Source organism: Campylobacter curvus (genome assembly GCF_013372125.1).
Classification (GTDB): Bacteria; Campylobacterota; Campylobacteria; order Campylobacterales; family Campylobacteraceae; genus Campylobacter_A; species Campylobacter_A curvus.
On sequence record NZ_CP053826.1, the window covers coordinates 1783429 to 1801275 of the forward strand.

Consider the following 17847-nt stretch of genomic DNA (forward strand, 5'->3'; position numbering starts at 1 on the left):
AATGATTTATTATAACAGAGCCAAAAATTTTATATAGAATCAAAGCAAGTTAAGCCCTAAATTTAGGGCTTAAATAAAATTTACCTTTTTGTGTGAGGATCGCTATCTTGAAGGCCTTTTGTTATCTCTAAGCCATCGACATCGTATGCTGCGCCAAAGCCTTTGACGTATCTGCCCTTTTTAAGGACGGCTTTTACGATGTAAAAATCCTTCATACCTTTGATGTCTTCAAACGATCCGTCGTTAGGATTTTTGGCCTGAAGCTTGTCAAAAATTTCATCCCTCTTCGTCTCGTTTTCGACGAAATTTATCTCGCATTTCGAGCTTAGGCGATGTCTGGCAAGGATCGTTCTAGCGTCTTTTTCGTCCTCTATGAACATGACGGATACCTTGCTTGGGTTGGCTTTTATCGTGTGATAGTGCTGTGAGACGGAGCTGACGCAGAAAAATATATCCTCGCCCTCTTTGACAAACGGCGCATATGAGCTCACGCAATCACCGTTAGCATCGACACTTGAGATGATGAGAGATTTTAGGCTATCAACTAACGCCATCATGCTTTCTTGCGCTTTGCTCTCTTTTTTCTCGCCGCCCGGATGTCCGCTACCATGAGGATGCGCTCCTGCACCATGTCCGTGGCCTACTGCATGCGGATGTGCACCGCCTTTAGCCGCCGCTCTTTGCTCGCTTTTTATCTTTGAGTAAAGCGCGATTATCTCGTTTCTAAAGCCCTCACCGTTTACGTTTGCCTTTTGCAAAAACGGAACGAAAATTTTGCCCTGATCGCATGAAATTTCCATGCCGTCCTCGTTTATCGCAGTCATCAACACGTTTGTAGGATTTTCAAATTTCCCAAACACCTCGCAAAATACGCATACTATATCGCTATGATCGGCGTTCATATGATCGATCGCTCTTTTTTGTGCGTCCATTTTTTCTCCTTGGATTTAAAATTTATATCTGAATTTTAGAAAAAGTAATACTCATTATTAACTTTGCTCTAAACCTAAAATGGTATTTTAAAATTTTAAACAAGCAGCAAATGTAAGCTATGTTTTGTGATTAAAAAGTCTCTTTTTAGTCACTTCAAGGCGGACAAAATTTAAAATTTCACCCGCCAAAGATCGATCATTGCAGTTTTTTTATCGCCGATATAAGTCGCGAAAATTTCTTGAGTGCCATCTTTTTTAAACAAGATCACATCGTATTTTTCAGGCTCGCTTCCTTGCTGCATACCGGGGCTTTCAAGCGGCATGCCAGGCACCGAGATGCCGATGACTCCATCAGGCTTTAGCTCGAGCAGTCGCTTCACCTCAGCCGGCGGCACGTGCCCTTCTACGACATATCCATCGACGATCGCCGTATGGCAGCTAGATAGCTCAAGCGGAACATGAAATTTATTTTTTACCTCGACAAGATCATTCGTCTTTATCTCTACTGACTCAAAGCCGTTTTTCGCCATTATCTTGCCCCAATTACCGCAGCATCCGCAAGTGGGCGATTTATAAACCTGCATGCTGGTATCGGCAAATGCCACCAACGCAAACATCGACGCACCAAGGACGGCAGATAAAATTTTGTTCATTTTTTCTCCCTTACTTAAAATTTCGCGAAATCATATAAAAAGCGTTTAAATTTTAGATAAATATCGCGATTTGTCTTTACCTTTATCTGCTATAATCACGCAAAAATTCAAGGCGAAATTTTATGTTTTCATCATTTTTTAGAAGCAGGAAATGGGCTCTTTGGGCTTATGGCGGAGCAGTGTTCATCATCTTGCTTTTGATCTATCAAACACATCTGAACGTGCGTATAAACGAGTGGTATAAAGATTTTTACGACATCATGCAAAACGTCAAAGATCATAAGATAGAGGAATTTTGGGCTGCGATACTTCAGTTCATCTACATCGCGATGCCTTACGTCATCACATATATGATCATCTCGTTTTTCGCGAGCCACTGGGTATTTCGCTGGCGCGAGGCGATGACGTTTGACTATCTTGAATTTTGGCAAAGATGCAAAAAAGAGATCGAAGGCAGCTCGCAGCGTATCCAAGAGGACGTTTATCGCTTCGCCAAAATAATGGAAAGTCTAGGCGTTCAAGTCCTACGTGCGACGATGACATTGATCGCGTTCATACCCGTTCTTTGGGCTCTTAGTGCAAAGGTCGACCTACCTTATATCAAAGATATCCCGGGCTCGCTTGTGTTCATAGCTCTTGGCATCAGCGTAGGCGGGCTCATCATATCGTGGTTTGTAGGCATAAAGCTACCCTCTCTTGAATACAACAATCAAAAAGTCGAAGCCGCCTTTAGAAAAGAGCTCGTTTACGGCGAGGATGACAAGATAAATCACAGCGGCTCGCAAACGATCTTGGAGCTTTTTACGGGGCTAAAATTTAACTACTACCGATTATTTTTGCACTACGGATACTTTAATATCTGGCTCATATCGTTTTCGCAAATTTTAGTCATCGTTCCCTATGTCATCATGGGAAATGGGCTTTTTAGCGGTGTGATCACTCTTGGCATCTTGGTTCAAGTTAGCAACGCTTTCTCACAAGTCAGGGAGAGCTTTAGCGTATTTATCGACAACTGGACGACGATAACCGAGCTACGATCCATTTACAAACGTTTGAAAGAATTTGAACAAAATATCGAATACAAGCCAAAAGGAGCATAAAATGAGAAAAATTTTACTCACATTTGCCGCGCTCGCAGTGCTTTTGACGGGCTGCTTCACGAGCTCTACGCAAGCAGGCTTAGTAGGAGCCGACCGCAGGCAGCTACTTTTAGTATCGTCTGAAACCATGGATCAAAGCGCCGCGCAGGCCTATACGCAAACGCTAAGAAGCGCCAGATCAAAAGGCGAGCTAAATATCGATCCTATCCTAACCAAACGTGTGCAAAACATAGCAAAGCGCCTCATCGCTCAGACCGGTGTCTTTAGAAAAGACGCGCTAAAATGGAACTGGCAGGTCAATGTCATAAACGAAGATACGATAAATGCGTGGTGTATGCCGGGCGGTCGCATCGTAGTTTATAGCGGCATCATCAAAAGGCTGGATCTAACGGACGCTCAGCTGGCCGCCGTGATGGGGCATGAGATGGCGCATGCACTGCGCGAGCACAGCCGCGAGCAAGCCAGTACCGATCAGATAAAAAATATCGGTATCTTCGCTGTTGCGGCAGCTGCCGGCCTTGGCGATGCGGGCGCTCAGGCTCTAAATTTAGCCAGCGAATACACTATCAGCCTGCCTTTCTCGCGCTCGCACGAGACGGAGGCCGATCATATCGGCACCGAGCTGATGGCGCGCGCAGGATACGATCCTAACGAAGCGGTAAAGGTCTGGGAGAAGATGACTAAAATTTCAGGCGGTAAAGTGCCTGAAATTTTGAGCACCCACCCCTCAAACGAGAGCCGCATAAAGGATCTAAAAGAGATAGCCAAAAAGCTGGAGCCTCTCTATCAAGCGGCAGTGAAAAGCTAAATTTAAGTGAGCTGATCGACGCGAAAGAACAGAGCCTGAGCCACAAGCTAGGGAGGAGAAATTTGATAGTTAGAGCCACGATACAAGACATAGAAGGCATCACAAACATCTACAACGAAGCGATCCTGGACAAAAACGCGAGCGCAGACACAAAGCCCGTGAGCGTGCAAAGCCGCGAATGGTGGTTTCATGCGCATAAGCCAAATCGCCCGATATACGTACTAAAGGACGATCGCGGCGAAATTTCAGCCTGGTGCGCTTTGGGTGATTATTATCCGCGCGAGGCTTATCACATCACCGCAGAGGTCAGCATCTATGTGCGTAAATCGGCTCGTGGCAAGGGCATTGGTAAAAAGATTTTAGCTTACGTATTGGACATAGCTCCAAATTTTGGTATAAAAAACGTCATCGCCGTAATCTTTGCGGACAACGAGGCGAGCCTGAGGCTGTTTAAAAATTTTGGCTTCAAAGAGTGGGGCAAACTGCCAAAAGTCTGCGATCTAGGCGGGGATATAAAGGACGTCTCGATACTTGGCAAAAATTTAAACGCGGCTAAAATTTAAAATTTGAAAATTTTTCATACTCTTTGATGATAGTGTCGAATTTATCTCTCGCGCTTTTTGGGCTAAGCACGACAAAATGCGGAAACCATCTGCGCGCGAGCATCAATATCATATCGTCTCTTGTTATCTCGAATATGACTTTGACCCAGCCGTTTTTGAATTTCTCACCGATCCTTTGAGAGCTGAAAAATTTCTTTTGACGGAAGTATTTTTCGATACAAGGAGCGACCGCGACCTCGCATTCGTAGGCAGCGACCTTATACCCGTCCCAAAAGCTTTGTAAATTTCTGATGAAATTTTCAGTGTATGCGCTTATGTTAAAGGTCTTGGGGCTAAGCGCCACCTCGTTTATAAAGCAAAGCCTAATGACCTTAAAGCCGTTGTTTGACGTGTCGTTTGCGTCTATGAGAGCAAGCTGCCAGTTGCCTTTGCAGTAGATTATTTTAAGCGGCTTTATCTGTTTGAGCCACGTGTTTTCGACGTAAAGGTCGCAGTATTTTCTAAATTTTATAGCCTTTTCAAGCTTGCTTAAAATTTTTAAATTTATGTTTTTTTCATGAGGGCTTCCTTTGATGAGAAAGACCTGCGCTAGCTCCTTGCTAAGCCTATCGTCGATATGTTTGTATGCAGGAGGGAGTATGGAGGTAAAGCCCGGATTTATGATATGAAGCAGATCTATGAGCTTTTCAAATTCCTCTTTTTCGCTTTGATTTGGCAGCATTATCGTGCTTATCAAATTTTTATCCACTACGCTATGAGTGCCGCGGGAGGTTATCATTATGCTCTCCTCGCCAAAAAAGCTTTTGAGATCGTTTAGATATCGTCTGATAGTCCGCTCGCTAAGACCGGAATTTAGGGCGTAGTTTTTGACGCTGATCTCTCTGGCGCTAACAAGCTCGCGAAGTAAATTTAAAAGCTCGAATACCTTTTTGCTTCCCATCTTTTCGCTCCCGATCTCGTCGCAGCGGGATTTTAATTGGCACCCGCCGCGAGAGGATTTTTAAAATTTTACCATAACCCTAAAATTTTCCACCAAGCTCCGCCGATAAAAGTCCAAATACACAAATTCACAAGCGTCGTTATAAAGCCAAGCCGCCACCATTCGTTTTGCGTTACGTATCCCGCGCCAAAAATTATAGGAGCGGGTGCGCCGCCGTAATGCGTGATAGGCATCATTAAATTCGAAGCGTAAGCAAAAACGAGCGCCACCAAATAAGCCGGAGCTTGCGCTGCTATCGCGACCGCTCCAAATGTCGCATACATCGCGGTTATGTGCGCAGTAAGGCTAGCAAAAAAGTAGTGCGTATAAACATAAACAAGTAGCAAAATTCCAAGCGCGACGACCCACGATATCCCGCCAACTGCGCCTGAAGCATAGCCTGCAAACCATTTGACAAAGCCAAGCTTGCTAAGTCCGCCCGCAAGCGTGATGAGCGCGCCCATCCATATAAGCGTATCCCAACCGCCCTTTTCTAAGAGTACATCGTCCCAGCTAAGCACACCAAAGACTATCAGCACGCATACTGCAAGCATCGCTACCGTCGTGGCGTTTAGTCCCGTGATATTGCCCGTCGCCCAAAGCACGAGCGCGCCGATAAACACGCTTGTTACCACCTTTTCGCCATAGCTCATCGGACCGATATTTTCAAGCTCTTTTTTGGCTATAGCTTTACCCTCCGGATATCGCTTGATCTGGGGCGGATAAATTTTATAAAGCACATAAGGTATGACGGCTAATGATATGAGACCGGGCACCAAAGCGCCCAAAGCCCAAAGCGTCCATGAAATTTGCACATTAAAGGTGTCTGCTGCGAGCTTTGCTATGAGCGGATTTGCCGCCATAGAGGTCAAAAACATGCCGTTTGTTATGGTATTGCCCTGCCAAAGCGTCTGCATAAAAAACGCACCCGCCTTTTTACGCGAATTCTCGGGCTCAGAGCCTAGAGCACTACTTAGACCGCGAACGATCGGAAATAAAATTCCACCTGCCCTTGCACCGCTACTTGGCATCGCTGGGGATATGATAAGGTCGCTAAGCACGATACCATAGCTGATTTTAAGCGTGCTGTCGCCAATAAGGCTGATGATCTTATAAGCGATCCTGCGCCCAAGTCCCGTTTTAATAAAACCGCGCGCTAAAATAAAAGCGCAAAAGATCAGCCAAATAGTCGTATTGCCAAAGCCCGCAAGTGCATCTTTGGGGCTTAAAACATTTGTCAAAACAGCTATCGTAACGCCGATAAATGCGACCGCACCGATAGGAAGCGGCTGGACGATGAGACCGACGATGGTAGCCACCACGATAGCAAAAAGATGCCACGCCTGCGCGGTAACCGCCTCAGGGTGCGGACAAAACCATATCACCATGCCGATCAAAACGACGATGAGAGCTTTGATTAGTTTCATTTGAAATCCTTTTTGTGTTCATGCCTGCTTGTCTCGCTTCGCTTAGCTTCGTTGCCATTGTGCGCTCACTGCGACGGGTAAGGTGTACGGCTCGTCATCGCTTACGCGATATGTTCCGCCTACTCGCTGTAGCTCGTCGCCTAGCAGTGGGCGACTTTGCGCCTTGCTCCCATTCGCATGCTCGTGTCGCCTCGCTGTGCGATACTGCGCGATCTATCGTTCCTGTTTTATTTTGCAAACTCTACTACATAGCAAAGAGCAAGATCGCGAAGTATTTTTCGCTTAGACAAGGCGGGTTTAAATTTCGCGACGGGAGCATATAGATAATACGTAACCAAGCGAAATTTAACCCAACACCGCATAAGCCAACGAGACGAGCAGGTCTAACTTATTTCTTACTATCCGCGATCACGCGATCTACAAACGCCGCACTCTCGCCCGTGTAAAGCTCGGGATCCATTATCTTTTCCAAATCCGCGCGAGTGAAGTATTTAGCGACTTCTTCGCGCTCTAGCAGATCGTCGATGACCGGTTTGCCGTCCGTAAAAGCCTTCATGCAGACCTCGTATACGATCTCGTGCGCACTTAAGCGACCGAGCTTCTCGCCTAGGTGAAGCATCACCGCCTCGCTTAGCATCGCACCCTTTAGCGCGTCTAAATTTCGCTTCATGTTTTGCGGATAGACGATCAAATTTTCTAAGATATCATTTTGCTTTTCAAGAGCAGCGGCAAGACATACGCTAGCGTGCGGTATGCAGTCCCACTCGACCGCTTCGCAGCCCCAGTCGCGCTCGTTTTCGCACTCCATCGCCTCGACCGCTAGCGGCGCTTGCGCCCTTACTATGCGAGTTAGCGCGATGACGCTTTCGCAAACCTGCGGATTGCGCTTGTGCGGCATCGTAGAGCTGCCGACCTTACCCATGAAAAAGGGCTCTTCGACCTCGCAAATTTCAGTGCGCTGAAGGCTTAGAATTTCTCTTGCGATGCGCCCGATAGTGCCCGCGATAAGCGCTTCAAGGGCTACGAATTCTGCGATATGATCGCGGCTTGGATGCCACGAGATGACGGGCACATTCAAACCCAAGTCCTCGAACATCAGCCGTTGCATCTCAAAGCCCTTGCCCTCTTGGCTCGCTAGCGTGCCTACCGCGCCGCTAAGCTGCCCTACAAAGAGCCTAGGTTTGATCTCTTCGAGGCGATCAAGGCTTCGTTTGATCTCCTGCGCCCACATCGCGACCTTAAAGCCAAATGTGATCGGAAGCGCGTGTATGACGTGCGTGCGACCCGCCATGACGGTGTTTTTGTATTTTTCGGCGATCCTTAGGCACTCGCGGTAGGTTTTATCCAGAAGTTTTACCAGCAGTGCGTGCGCCTCGCGAATTTGCAAGATCATGCCGTTATCCATTATGTCTTGGCTCGTAGCGCCCCAATGCACGAATTCTCCGCTATCATCGTCAAAAACCTTTTTAAATTCCTTCAAAAGCGGCACGATGGTGATCGAGCTTTTATAATTCTCGCCTATAGCGTCCAAATTCAAAAGCTTCGCGCTGGCGAATTTAGTGATCTGCTCCGCTCTGTGCGGCTCAATGATACCAAGCTTTGCTTGCGCCCTAGCTAGAGCCGCCTCGGTGTCTAGCCACTTTTGCACGCGGTTTTCTTCGCTGAAAATTTTCTTCATATCCTCGCTTGCGAAAAGCACCCCAAAAACCCTGCTGTCGATAGAACTTGAAGCCATCTTTTACTCCTTGATTGAAATGTCAAAAACAATTATATCCGCTCGCTCGGTCAAAATTTGACCGAATAAAAAATAAGTGATTTTCTTTTAAATTCAGCGTTTTTCATTAAAATAACATCAAATTTCAAGAAGGGAAATCATGAAAAAATCATTGATTTTAGCCGCTATTTGCGCGACTTTAGCGCTAGGTACCGGCGCAAAGGACGCTAAAATGACGGCAAATTCAAGCGCCGATTTAAGCCGCATATCGCGCGCGGACTTGGAGGGCTGCATAATCAAAAGCGATGAAGACGCATGCTCGCGCATAGCCGGCAATCTAAAGGGCGGTTGCGACGGCGGCGACAAGCTGGCGTGCTTTTTCTACGCCGATATGTTGGGGCGAGGTCTTGGCGTAGAAAAGGATGCGATCCTCTCCTTCGAGCTTTTCAAAGCCCAATGCGACGGCGGAAGTAGCGAGGCGTGCTACGAGCTCTCGGTCAAATACCTGCAAGGAAGCGGCACGCCGCAAAGCTTCGAGCTATCGGGCGAGGCACTAAATAAAGCCTGCAAGATGCACAACAAGCGCGCCTGCGCGGTGCTGGATCTGTTGCCTAAGGAGTGAGATGAAAATTTTAAAATTTGCGCCGATTTTGGCGTGCGCTTTGAGTTTTGCTTTCGCGCAGGGCGAGCCGCAGCTAGGAGATTTTAAATTCTCATCCGCTAAAACTGGCGCCATAACGCGCAAATGCGATGCAAACGATGCAGCGGCGTGCTACGAAGTAGCGATGAGATACGAGTTTGGCAAAGAGGGCGTGGTGCGAAACCGCCTAAAGGCGCAGGGCTTTTTCGCAAAGGCATGCGAGCTGGCAAGCGGCATAGAAAAGATCAGAGCCTGCCTACAAAACGCCGCCGCGCTGGAGCATTTCGCAAGCGGTCAATGCCGTAGCCTGGTGATTTACGACGAGCTTTGTCAAAACGGCTCGAATGAAGGGTGCGAAAATTTAGCGCGGATGAAGCGCGATGGCTGGTCCCCAAAAGAGGATTGCGGAGCCGACATAAGAGCGAAATTTGGCGACGGGAAGCCGCAGTAGCGACTAAGACTGCTCCCGCTTGTAAATTTAGGCTCCACACTAGTAAAGTATTGATTTTTAATTTTCAAAGTAGGAGAATGCGAACAGCATTCGAGTAAAAACCCTCTGAGCGTCGCTATTGCCGCCGATTTATAGGACCGGCAAAGAAACCGCGCAAATCGCGCTACATGTTCGGCACCCGCAAGGTTTGCAGATAAAATCTTAATACTTAATTATGTCGTAGCCAAAATTTACTTCCAAACCGGACACAACCGCTTCCCTAGCCCCGCTTTGACTAGCAACGTACACTACTTTTGGCCATCGACATGCGATTTTAACGCACTCGCTTTGATAGCGCGCCTATTGAATTTTGGACGTGACGCGCAGCTTCACTAGCCGTTCTTTTACCTTCTAGCTGTAACTTCGTAAAATTCCAATTCGCATCCTGCGGTGCGGATTGGAATTCTTTAAATTTATACATGAAATAGACTTACAGTCGCGCGGAATTTTATCTCCGCACGATTCAGAATTTATACTTTCGCAGATTTCTTTCGTTCGATCTCCAGCACGCCAAGGTGAGTCATGAAGCAACAAAATATGCACATCACTACGGCAAACATGATTAGATAAAATCCGTAATCCCAACCCAACTTATCCGCCGTGTAGCCTATTAGCGCCGTGCCCGAGTAGCTGCCCAATACGTAACTCAAAAGTCCTCTAAGCCCTGTAGCGGATCCTGCAGCGAACGACGGAACTAGCTCGATGGTTTGAAGAGAGCTTAAAAACATCGGCACGTAGATGAGGCATCCGATGATAGCCGCGCCTATCGTTACGGCAGTCAAAGTCTGTCCGCCCCAGTATAAAAATAAAGATGCGAAAACGCCCGTTAGCGCGAGCATCGCTAGAGGCATACGGCGCCCTTTAAACAGCGTGTCGGTAAGAATTCCCGCAAATAACGTCGTAGGGATCGCCGCCCACTCGAACATCGCAAAAGCGATACGCATGTCGGATTTGCTAAAGCCTTTTTCTTGGAGTAGATACAGCGGCAACCACGTAAGCACGCCAAATCTTATCATATAAGTAAAAACGTCTATGAACGAGACGAACCAAACGTTTTTGTCCTTCAAAATATAATCTCTAAAAATTTCCCACGAGCTAAGCTTTGTCTCCTCGGTTTTGGTTTCTACTAGCTCTTCTTTTTGAGTGCCTAGAATTTGACCCGTAGGCGGCAGACCCTCGTTGTATGTCCTGCCCTTACCGAAGATCACCACGATCGCCGCAACTATGGAAGCGATCGCCGCGGGGACCATGAAGTGCGCCGCTTGCCAGTGCTCCTGACCTAGCCATGCGACCGCACCGCCGGCTATAGGAGCGATAATACCGCCGCCGACGTTGTGCGAAATGTTAAACGTAGCGGTGATTATGCCGCGGTTCTTACGAGAAAACCACGAAGCAAGGATAACATACGCAGGACCTACACCCATGCCCTGAAAAATTCCGTTTAGCATACAAAGTCCGAAAAATATCCAAAATGCAGTCGTAAAGCCCATCATAACATTAACCGCCGCCGACATCAAAAGACCAAACGCCATGAAATTTAGGATTGGCTTTATCCGCCAGTGCGCTCATCACGCCCTTACTGACGCCGTAAACTACCAGCATCGTACCAGAAACCCAGCCGATATCGGTCTTGGAAAAACCGAAATTGCTTTGAAGCTCGGGCGAGCTTAAAAGGAAATTGTTACGTAAGATATAATACGCTGCGTAACCGATAAAAATTCCAAAGAGGGCTTACCAGCGCATGACATTGTAGCGCTTTAAAATTTCTTCTTGCGGAACAGGAGTGCCGGGCTTAGAAGCCAGAAATGAAAACATGTGTGCTCCTAATAGTGAAGTATATTTGAAATTATATTACTACGAATTTGAAAGCCCTATTAAATCATATCAATTGGTCGTAAATTTTATTATCGCTATAATTAAAATAAATTTTAAATTTTACCGAGAGCAAAATTTGACACAAACTCTTACCGCGCACAAAACTGCTTTGTAAAGCGCGCCGACGCCCTAACGAGCGAGCTTGAAAGCTTTGTTCATCTACTAAATGGCGGCGAGCAAGAGGGTGCGGCGATAAAAGATAGCTTAAAAACACTAAAAATAATCGAACGGGCTAGTTAAATTTCCCGTTCAAGATCACTGCAAATATGACTCCGTAAATTTAAACATTTGAGTGTGGTGGAATTTATGATGTGGCACTATCGCCGCCGTTTTTTGTTTCGACTTCATCTCGTAGCTTTTCAAGATGCTTCACTTCTTTTGCAACTACGCAAGCGAAGCGAGCGTCAATACTGCCTTAAAAATTGGCTCTGTTACAAGTAAAGTATTGGTGTCCGCTTCACAAACCTTGCTCGCTCCAGGAGCGACCTAGCACAGACGCAAACAGCGTTTCAAAGAAATCTTTTTGCTTCGCAAAAAACGCGATGCTGATTTTGTGCGGGAGCGAGTAGCCGAACATATAGCACAATTTACGCGGTCAGCTACCGCTTCCCTGTCCTCGTAGCAAAGTATCGTTACGAGTGCGTAGCACGAAGTAAAAATCGGCGGCGATAAGCTCGCTAACAAGGTTTGACTTCGCTTTTGTGAAAGCTAAAACAATGCTTTGTTAGAACAGAGCCTTAAATTTTAAGCTCTGTTTAGCCTACTCTTTTTCTTTCTTTATCCCGGCTAAAAAGTCTTTAGCGGCCTTATACGCTCTATCGCCAAATTTTTTAGCTTCGATCTTGATATTGAGCTGTTTGATGTCTTCTAGCTTTTCGCTCGCCTTTTTCTCGAGCTCGGCGATGTCTTGCCTGATACCCTCTAGCTTCTCGCCGGCGTCGAAATTTAGCTTGAGTTTCTTGCTTCGCTCGTTTATCTCTTGTCTTAGTGCGCCTATTTTATCGTTCGCCGCGTTCATCAGCTCAAGCATACTGGAATTCGCCTTTAGCTCCTCGATGCGAGCTAGTATCTGCTCGCTGGCTTGATCGCTTATGCGCCTAAGCTTGGCAAAATTCGTATCCAGCTCGGTATTTAAAAGCTTTTCTACCTCGTTTTTGGCTACGCCCTCCAGTCTAGGCTCAAGCTCTCTTAGCATCGAGATAAATCCTTGATCGATGTTTTTTAGGCTCATAAGCTCGCTGTTTAGCTTTAGCTCGTCAGGGGCGAATTTAGAATTTTCTCTCAAACGCTCTATCGCTCGAGATATGCCCTCTTTGCTGCCATTTACCGCGCCGTCTACGAGCTCTTTGGCAAATATATGCCCCTCATTCGCCACCTCGCACGCAGCCGTGACGATCGCTTTTGATATCTCCAGTATGCGCTCTTTGCTAAATTCCCCGCCGATGATGCCCACGTAGGTCATGTTTTTTGCTATCGCCAGAGCCGTATCGCCCACGTCTTCGCCTCGCTCGATAGTCGTTAAAAACGCGTTCATAGCACTTTCTTTCAAGATCCCGAGCATCCTGGTCTCGCGGATTATCGCGTTGTTTAAAAGCTCTAAAATTTCATTTTTTTCGTTAAATTCTTTGCCGCTTATCACATTTTCAGCCGCCTCGAACGAAATTTTGAGCCTACGCTTTATCTCCTCGCGTTTGCTTTCTATCGCGCGTGCGAGCTCGTCTTTTTTATCTATAAGCTCGTAAAGCTCCTCTTCCTTGGCACTGACTAGGGCTTGGTTTATCCCCTCCATCGCGTTTTTTAGGTTTTTGGCGCTGATCAAATTTTGCTCGCTGAAATTTTCATACATCGCGTTCATCTTGGCTTCTAGCGCCTCTTTTAGCTCGCTCTCGTTCGTATCCTTTAGCTCCTTAAAAAAGTCGCCGGCAAGCGCTTTCATGCTTATGAGAAGGCCATCGCTGTCCTTGTAGTTTTGCAAATTTTTCTTTAGCTTCTCGTCGCTCATTTTTGCTCCTATAAAACGTATTTTGCGCTATGCTTCAATGCCGAAAATATCTCGAGCCTCTCCTCGTCGCTAAAAACAAGCACGCTCACATCGTAGCTGGCATATTTTTCGTCTTTGCTGAATTTAGAGAATTTCACCTTGTGCTCGCGATCTTTTACTATCTGTGAAATTTTGGCGTTCGCATCCTCGCTCGCGTCAAATATCACTTTATACTCCCAAAAGATCGGATACTTTATATCAGGTTTGCCGTTAAGATCGCAAATATTCGCCACTTTTGCCTCCGCTCTTGCTCTCAAGCACTATATCAGTTATCTGCATGCTCTTATCTATGGCCTTTATCATGTCATAAATAGTAAGCAACCCCACGCTCACGCCCGTCAGCGCCTCCATCTCGACGCCGGTCTTGCCCTCTATCTTTACGCTCACGTAAAGCTTGAAAGCGCAAATTTCAGCCAGCTCCTCGATATCGCAATCGACCCCTAATATCGCCAAAGGATGGCACATCGGTATGAGCTCGCTCGTCTTTTTCGCACCCATTATGGCTGCGACTACGGCGGTTTGTAGCACCGGGCCCTTTTTACCGGTATTTTGCTTCACGGCCTCAAAGGCTTCTTTACTCATTTTTATCACGCCGCTTGCCTTCGCTACGCGTTTCGTAGGCTCTTTGGGACTGACATCGACCATTTTGGGGCGGTTTTTTTCATCTATATGTGTAAGCATAAAATTTCCTTTATCCGGGGATTATAACAAAGAAATTTAAAAGCGAGGATAAAGCAAAAGCCCCTCAGGGGGATAAGGGGCTTTAATTTGCTACAAAAAGGAGGTTTTCTTGTCGGACAACGAAATCATACTATTTGGCTCTAAATTTTAACTCAACCCTTAGTTAATAAATTTTAAAATCCGTTATCATTTAAGATCTTGAGCCATGCACGTCGAACCGCCTGGATAACGTGCTTTTAGACCGCCTGTCAGACCATGAGATATGGACTCAAATTTTACGTCTAAATTTTATCCGTTGGCTTTTATTTTTTCAAATTTTCATCTAAAAATTTGATCAAAATGTCTGAAATTTGCCTTTGCGCCCAATAAATTCCGCCATGTTCGGCGCCTTTTACGATTATGAGCTCGCTTTTAGCGTCAGCTTTTAGCAGCGCTTCGTGCATCAGTTTAGACTCTACCGGCGATACGCGCGTATCGGCATCACCGACCATTATCAAAAATGGCGGCGTTTTGCTCGAGACATAATTTATTGGATTTGCCTTTGCAGCACGATCGGGATAGTCTAGTACACTGCCGCTCGTGCGAGAATTCGTCGCCATCCCGTTTAGCCAAAGCGCCTCCGGGGCTGAGGGCGAGTAGTGCTCGTTTTCAAGCTCCTCGGCGTATCCTTGACCGACTTTATTAAGATCAGATAGCCCGAAAATATCGATAACGGCCTTGACATCGCTACTAAAGCCTAAATTTTCACCTACGTCAAATTCTTTCAGTCCGTTTGTAACGCCTGTCATCGCAGAGAGATAGCCGCCCGCAGAGTTTCCCATTATGGCGATCTTGTCCGGGTCTATGCCAAATCTCTTGGCGTTTGCACGTAAAAATCTGACCGCAGACTTGACATCGATGAGAGGCTGCGGAAATGTGACTTCGGGAGCGACGCGGTATTCGATACTGGCGACTGCGTATCCGGCTTGCGCGATATCTACGCGAGGCTGAAAAAATTTAGTCTTGTTTGATGAGATGAAGCCGCCCCCGGGCACGAAAAGCACGGTCGGCAAGGGCTGATCGGAGACTGGTTTTATGATATCCATCTCAAGCGCCTTGTTTTTATAGCCATAAATAGGCGGCTGGGCGTAGACGAGATCGGATATCATCTCAAGCTCGACTCTTTTGACGGCGACATCTATCGTTTTGGTGTGTGCAGTCTCTAAATTTTTAGCCTCAAGCGAGCAAAACGATGCCAATATACCGCACAAAACGGCGGCTTTCATATAAAATTCCATCTTCGATCCTTTCATGTGTTGAAATTTGGCTCTTTTTTTGACGAAGTGTTTATAAATTTTACTCATCTTATTTTATGTTTTAGCTGAATTTAAAAAAAGTGTTACCTAGATTTTACATATATAAGCAAAAATGCAGGAGACTAAAAACAAACCCCCTTGGGGGAAAGGGGGTTGCTACAAAAAGGAGGTTTTTCTTGTTGGACAACGAAATGATACAGCTTTGTTCTAAATTTAAAGCCAATTCTTATTTAATGAAATATAAAATCGAAATTTCACACCAAATCTTTTTCTTTAAAGACGAAATACCCGCCCGTAAGGCAAAGAACGCCCAAGATCAGCGGATAAAGTATGCTGTAAGCGATGAACGCTGCGGGGCTGAATTTCGCCAGTATGAAATACGATGCCGCACCGATGACAGCGAGGTTTGGATCAAAAAGGCAGATGGCTGCTATCCTAAAAAGCTCGATAGGATTTATCAAAGCGATAAAATAAATAACCCTTTCATCGACTGAACTCCTCATCAAAAAGCCAATCAGCGCAAGATCTAAAAATGCAAGCATTATAAGCCACAGTAAAAATGCCACGCCCTGCCCAGTTTCTTGGTTTTTTATGAGGCTAGAGATCAAAAATCCAAGTGATAAAAACACAATGCTGAGGCTAAAAAGTAGCCCCAGATAAAGACTCAAAACGTCCCAAGGTATCGCGACTGCTTTAAAAATACCAACCGCCACGCATAAGATAAAAGCGACAAGAAGCGGCACGAACACGACAAATGCCCGTCCGAGAGCCTTGCCAAAGTAAAATTCCGCTAAGCTGATGGGAAAGCTGAGGACGTATTCGAGCAAATTCGTATCGCGGTCGGAATTTATGCTCCTGACGGTGGAAATGAGTATGAAAATAGGCACGATGACGACGCAAATTTGAATGAACAACAAAAGCGCCCTCGTAAGTCCCGAAAAGCCAAGCACTCTAGAATCAGTCACGCCGCTGAACAAAAAGCCTAGCATCAGCGCCGAGAATAGCCCCAGATAAAGCATGAACCACTTGGAGCGAAAAGACTCCTTTATATCGAGCTTTGCTATCAAAAGTAGATTTTTCATCACGCGCCCTTGCCTTTTAAAATTTCATCTTTTACTATCTTGCCAAGATCCATCAGCACGTATCGCTGCAAGATATCGTCTATCTCGTCTATACGGTGCGAGATGAAGACCATCGTCTTAGCCCCGGCGAGCCTTTTTAGCAAAATTTTAAAAGCGCCCCTAGCCTCCACGTCGAGATTTGCCGTCGGCTCGTCAAACATCAAAATTTCGGTATTTTTAGCAAACGCCACGGCTATGAGCATCTTTTGCTTCATGCCGCCCGAGAGCTTGTAAAAGGGCTTGCCTAAATTTTGCTCCAGTGAAAAGTCAAGCTCGCCACAAAATTTCGCTATCTCATCAAAGCTCACGTTCGAGCTTTTACAAACGAATTCGCAAAGCTCGGCGAGGCTAAATTTAAGCGGAGGCGGCGTCTGAGGCACGAAAGATATGAGAGAGAGCGCCTCTTTTCGGCTCTTTAGCGGATCAAAGCCGTTTATGCTGACGCTACCGCCGGTAGGTAAAAACTCACCCAAAACGATACGCATGAGCGAGCTTTTACCGGCACCGTTTTGCCCCAGGATAACCAGCTTCTCGCCGCGTGCTACATCAAGGCTCACATCGTCTAAAATTTTTTGCGAGCCAAAGCTCTTCGTTATATTTTTTAGATTTATCAAAATTTTCCCTTATATCAGCTTTTTAAACCCGTTGTCAAATTTCAGCGCGTCTTGATGACACACGTCTATGCAGCGTCCGCAAAGCGTGCAATCAGCCCCTGCGATACGAAACGTCTCTTTTTGCTCGCCGCTATCTTTTGCCTTGGTCTTTGTCATCTCGAGCACGTGAGGCACGAGGCAGACGTCTATGCAGACCAGGCAATGATCGCATCTGTTTTTATCCCAGCTCACCTTCATCGCGTTTGGCTTAGCCAGTAGCGAGTAGGTCGCGCCTATCGGGCAAACGTAGCGACACCATGCGCGGCGTGAAAAGAAAATTTCCACCGATAAGACGGCTACGACAAACCAGATCGCATGTGCGTAGCCGTAGATGATGAAACGCGAAAATATACCCACGACATTGAAAATTTCAAACACGAGCTGCGCACTAGCAAGACTTAGAGCCAGAAAAAACAGCGTAAAGACGTAGCGCCATTTGGTGTCGAAATTTCGCTCTTTTATGAGCTTTTTGGCGCGCAAATTCTCATGCCATTTCTCGCCTATCTCGCCTATGAGAGAATAGGGGCATATCCAGCTGCAAAACGCTCTACCGCCCACTATCACGTAAAAAGCCAGTATACTAAGCGATCCGATGATGAGATTTACGTGCATCTCATGCGTGGATAAAAACACCTGCGCACTCATGAAAACATCCGTCAAGTGAAAGCCAAATATCCGCGAGCCGCTGATATCGCCCTCTAAAATTTGGATATCGGCTCGATACGACAGCACGAACAAAAGATGCACCAAAACGATGACTCCTATGCGCCAAGCCCTAATGCTGGGGCGTTTTTTGCCGTTTTTATCGGTGCTGATCAATGTATTGAAAAAGCCGATCTGCCTCACTGTCGCGCGGGTGGTGTATTTGTTCATGG

The 17847-nt window shown here is 46.3% G+C and carries 18 protein-coding genes; 5 read left to right on the top strand and 13 right to left on the bottom strand.

The genetic code is table 11. The features are described 5' to 3' along the window. Positions 1-80: 80 nt before the first annotated feature. Positions 81-932, bottom strand: a complete 852-nt coding sequence (locus CCVT_RS08730; RefSeq protein WP_018137060.1) for a HugZ family heme oxygenase — start codon at positions 930-932, stop codon at positions 81-83. Between the two features lie 170 nt (positions 933-1102). After that, positions 1103-1585 carry a DUF411 domain-containing protein gene (locus CCVT_RS08735; RefSeq protein ID WP_018137061.1) on the bottom strand — a complete coding sequence of 161 codons (483 nt, stop codon included), beginning with the start codon at positions 1583-1585 and terminating at the stop codon, positions 1103-1105. Between the two features lie 122 nt (positions 1586-1707). Here CCVT_RS08735 and CCVT_RS08740 point away from each other — a divergent pair, with 122 nt between their 5' ends. The 3 genes from CCVT_RS08740 to CCVT_RS08750 all read left to right on the top strand — a co-directional run bounded on the left by CCVT_RS08740 (position 1708) and on the right by CCVT_RS08750 (position 4056). Then, positions 1708-2685, top strand: coding sequence for a putative transporter (locus CCVT_RS08740; RefSeq protein WP_018137062.1), 978 nt, complete (start codon positions 1708-1710; stop codon positions 2683-2685). A 1-nt stretch (position 2686) separates the two neighbouring features. Next, positions 2687-3493, top strand: a complete 807-nt coding sequence (locus CCVT_RS08745; RefSeq protein ID WP_009649632.1) for a M48 family metallopeptidase — start codon at positions 2687-2689, stop codon at positions 3491-3493. Positions 3494-3555: 62 nt separating this feature from the next. Continuing rightward, entirely contained in the window at positions 3556-4056 is a 501-nt protein-coding gene (locus CCVT_RS08750; protein WP_018137063.1) for a GNAT family N-acetyltransferase, read from the top strand. On the opposite strand, the gene CCVT_RS08755 is transcribed toward CCVT_RS08750, so the two are convergent. The 3 genes from CCVT_RS08755 to purB form a co-directional block, all read right to left on the bottom strand. Further along, positions 4046-4996 (bottom strand): helix-turn-helix transcriptional regulator, encoded by a 951-nt coding sequence (locus tag CCVT_RS08755; protein WP_018137064.1) that lies wholly within the window; start codon positions 4994-4996, stop codon positions 4046-4048. The genes CCVT_RS08750 and CCVT_RS08755 overlap by 11 nt on opposite strands. Positions 4997-5064: 68 nt before the next feature. Further along, positions 5065-6462 carry an anion permease gene (locus CCVT_RS08760; RefSeq protein ID WP_018137065.1) on the bottom strand — a complete coding sequence of 466 codons (1398 nt, stop codon included), beginning with the start codon at positions 6460-6462 and terminating at the stop codon, positions 5065-5067. 388 nt (positions 6463-6850) lie between these two features. Continuing rightward, complete coding sequence (gene purB, locus CCVT_RS08765) at positions 6851-8197, bottom strand: adenylosuccinate lyase (protein WP_018137066.1); 1347 nt, start codon at positions 8195-8197, stop codon at positions 6851-6853. A 139-nt stretch (positions 8198-8336) separates the two neighbouring features. On the opposite strand from purB, the gene CCVT_RS08770 reads away from it, so the two are divergent. Further along, complete coding sequence (locus CCVT_RS08770; protein ID WP_018137067.1) at positions 8337-8798, top strand: tetratricopeptide repeat protein; 462 nt, start codon at positions 8337-8339, stop codon at positions 8796-8798. A 1-nt stretch (position 8799) separates the two neighbouring features. Beyond that, entirely contained in the window at positions 8800-9267 is a 468-nt protein-coding gene (locus CCVT_RS08775; RefSeq protein ID WP_018137068.1) for a hypothetical protein, read from the top strand. Positions 9268-9776: 509 nt separating this feature from the next. Here the strand turns inward: CCVT_RS08775 and CCVT_RS08780 are convergent. From CCVT_RS08780 to CCVT_RS08815, 8 genes are all read right to left on the bottom strand, one after another. After that, the gene (locus CCVT_RS08780; RefSeq protein WP_233445229.1) at positions 9777-10820 is read right to left on the bottom strand and encodes an MFS transporter; all 1044 of its coding nucleotides are present in this window, start codon (positions 10818-10820) and stop codon (positions 9777-9779) included. A gap of 1121 nt (positions 10821-11941) precedes the next feature. Beyond that, the gene (locus tag CCVT_RS08785) at positions 11942-13183 is read right to left on the bottom strand and encodes a hypothetical protein (protein ID WP_018137073.1); all 1242 of its coding nucleotides are present in this window, start codon (positions 13181-13183) and stop codon (positions 11942-11944) included. An 8-nt stretch (positions 13184-13191) separates the two neighbouring features. Continuing rightward, positions 13192-13455, bottom strand: a complete 264-nt coding sequence (locus CCVT_RS08790) for an HP0495 family protein (protein WP_018137074.1) — start codon at positions 13453-13455, stop codon at positions 13192-13194. Then, positions 13433-13903 carry a cyclic pyranopterin monophosphate synthase MoaC gene (gene moaC, locus CCVT_RS08795; protein ID WP_018137075.1) on the bottom strand — a complete coding sequence of 157 codons (471 nt, stop codon included), beginning with the start codon at positions 13901-13903 and terminating at the stop codon, positions 13433-13435. Before moaC ends, CCVT_RS08790 begins: the two co-directional genes overlap by 23 nt. A gap of 302 nt (positions 13904-14205) precedes the next feature. Beyond that, entirely contained in the window at positions 14206-15180 is a 975-nt protein-coding gene (locus CCVT_RS08800) for an alpha/beta hydrolase (protein ID WP_018137076.1), read from the bottom strand. Positions 15181-15452: 272 nt separating this feature from the next. Next, positions 15453-16280: an ABC transporter permease gene (locus tag CCVT_RS08805; protein WP_018137077.1), complete on the bottom strand. Its 828-nt coding sequence runs from the start codon at positions 16278-16280 to the stop codon at positions 15453-15455. After that, on the bottom strand, positions 16280-16933 hold the full coding sequence (locus tag CCVT_RS08810) for an ABC transporter ATP-binding protein (RefSeq protein ID WP_018137078.1): 654 nt from the start codon (positions 16931-16933) through the stop codon (positions 16280-16282). Before CCVT_RS08810 ends, CCVT_RS08805 begins: the two co-directional genes overlap by 1 nt. A 9-nt stretch (positions 16934-16942) precedes the next feature. Then, complete coding sequence (locus CCVT_RS08815; protein ID WP_018137079.1) at positions 16943-17845, bottom strand: NapH/MauN family ferredoxin-type protein; 903 nt, start codon at positions 17843-17845, stop codon at positions 16943-16945. Between the last annotated feature and the right edge of the window lie 2 nt (positions 17846-17847).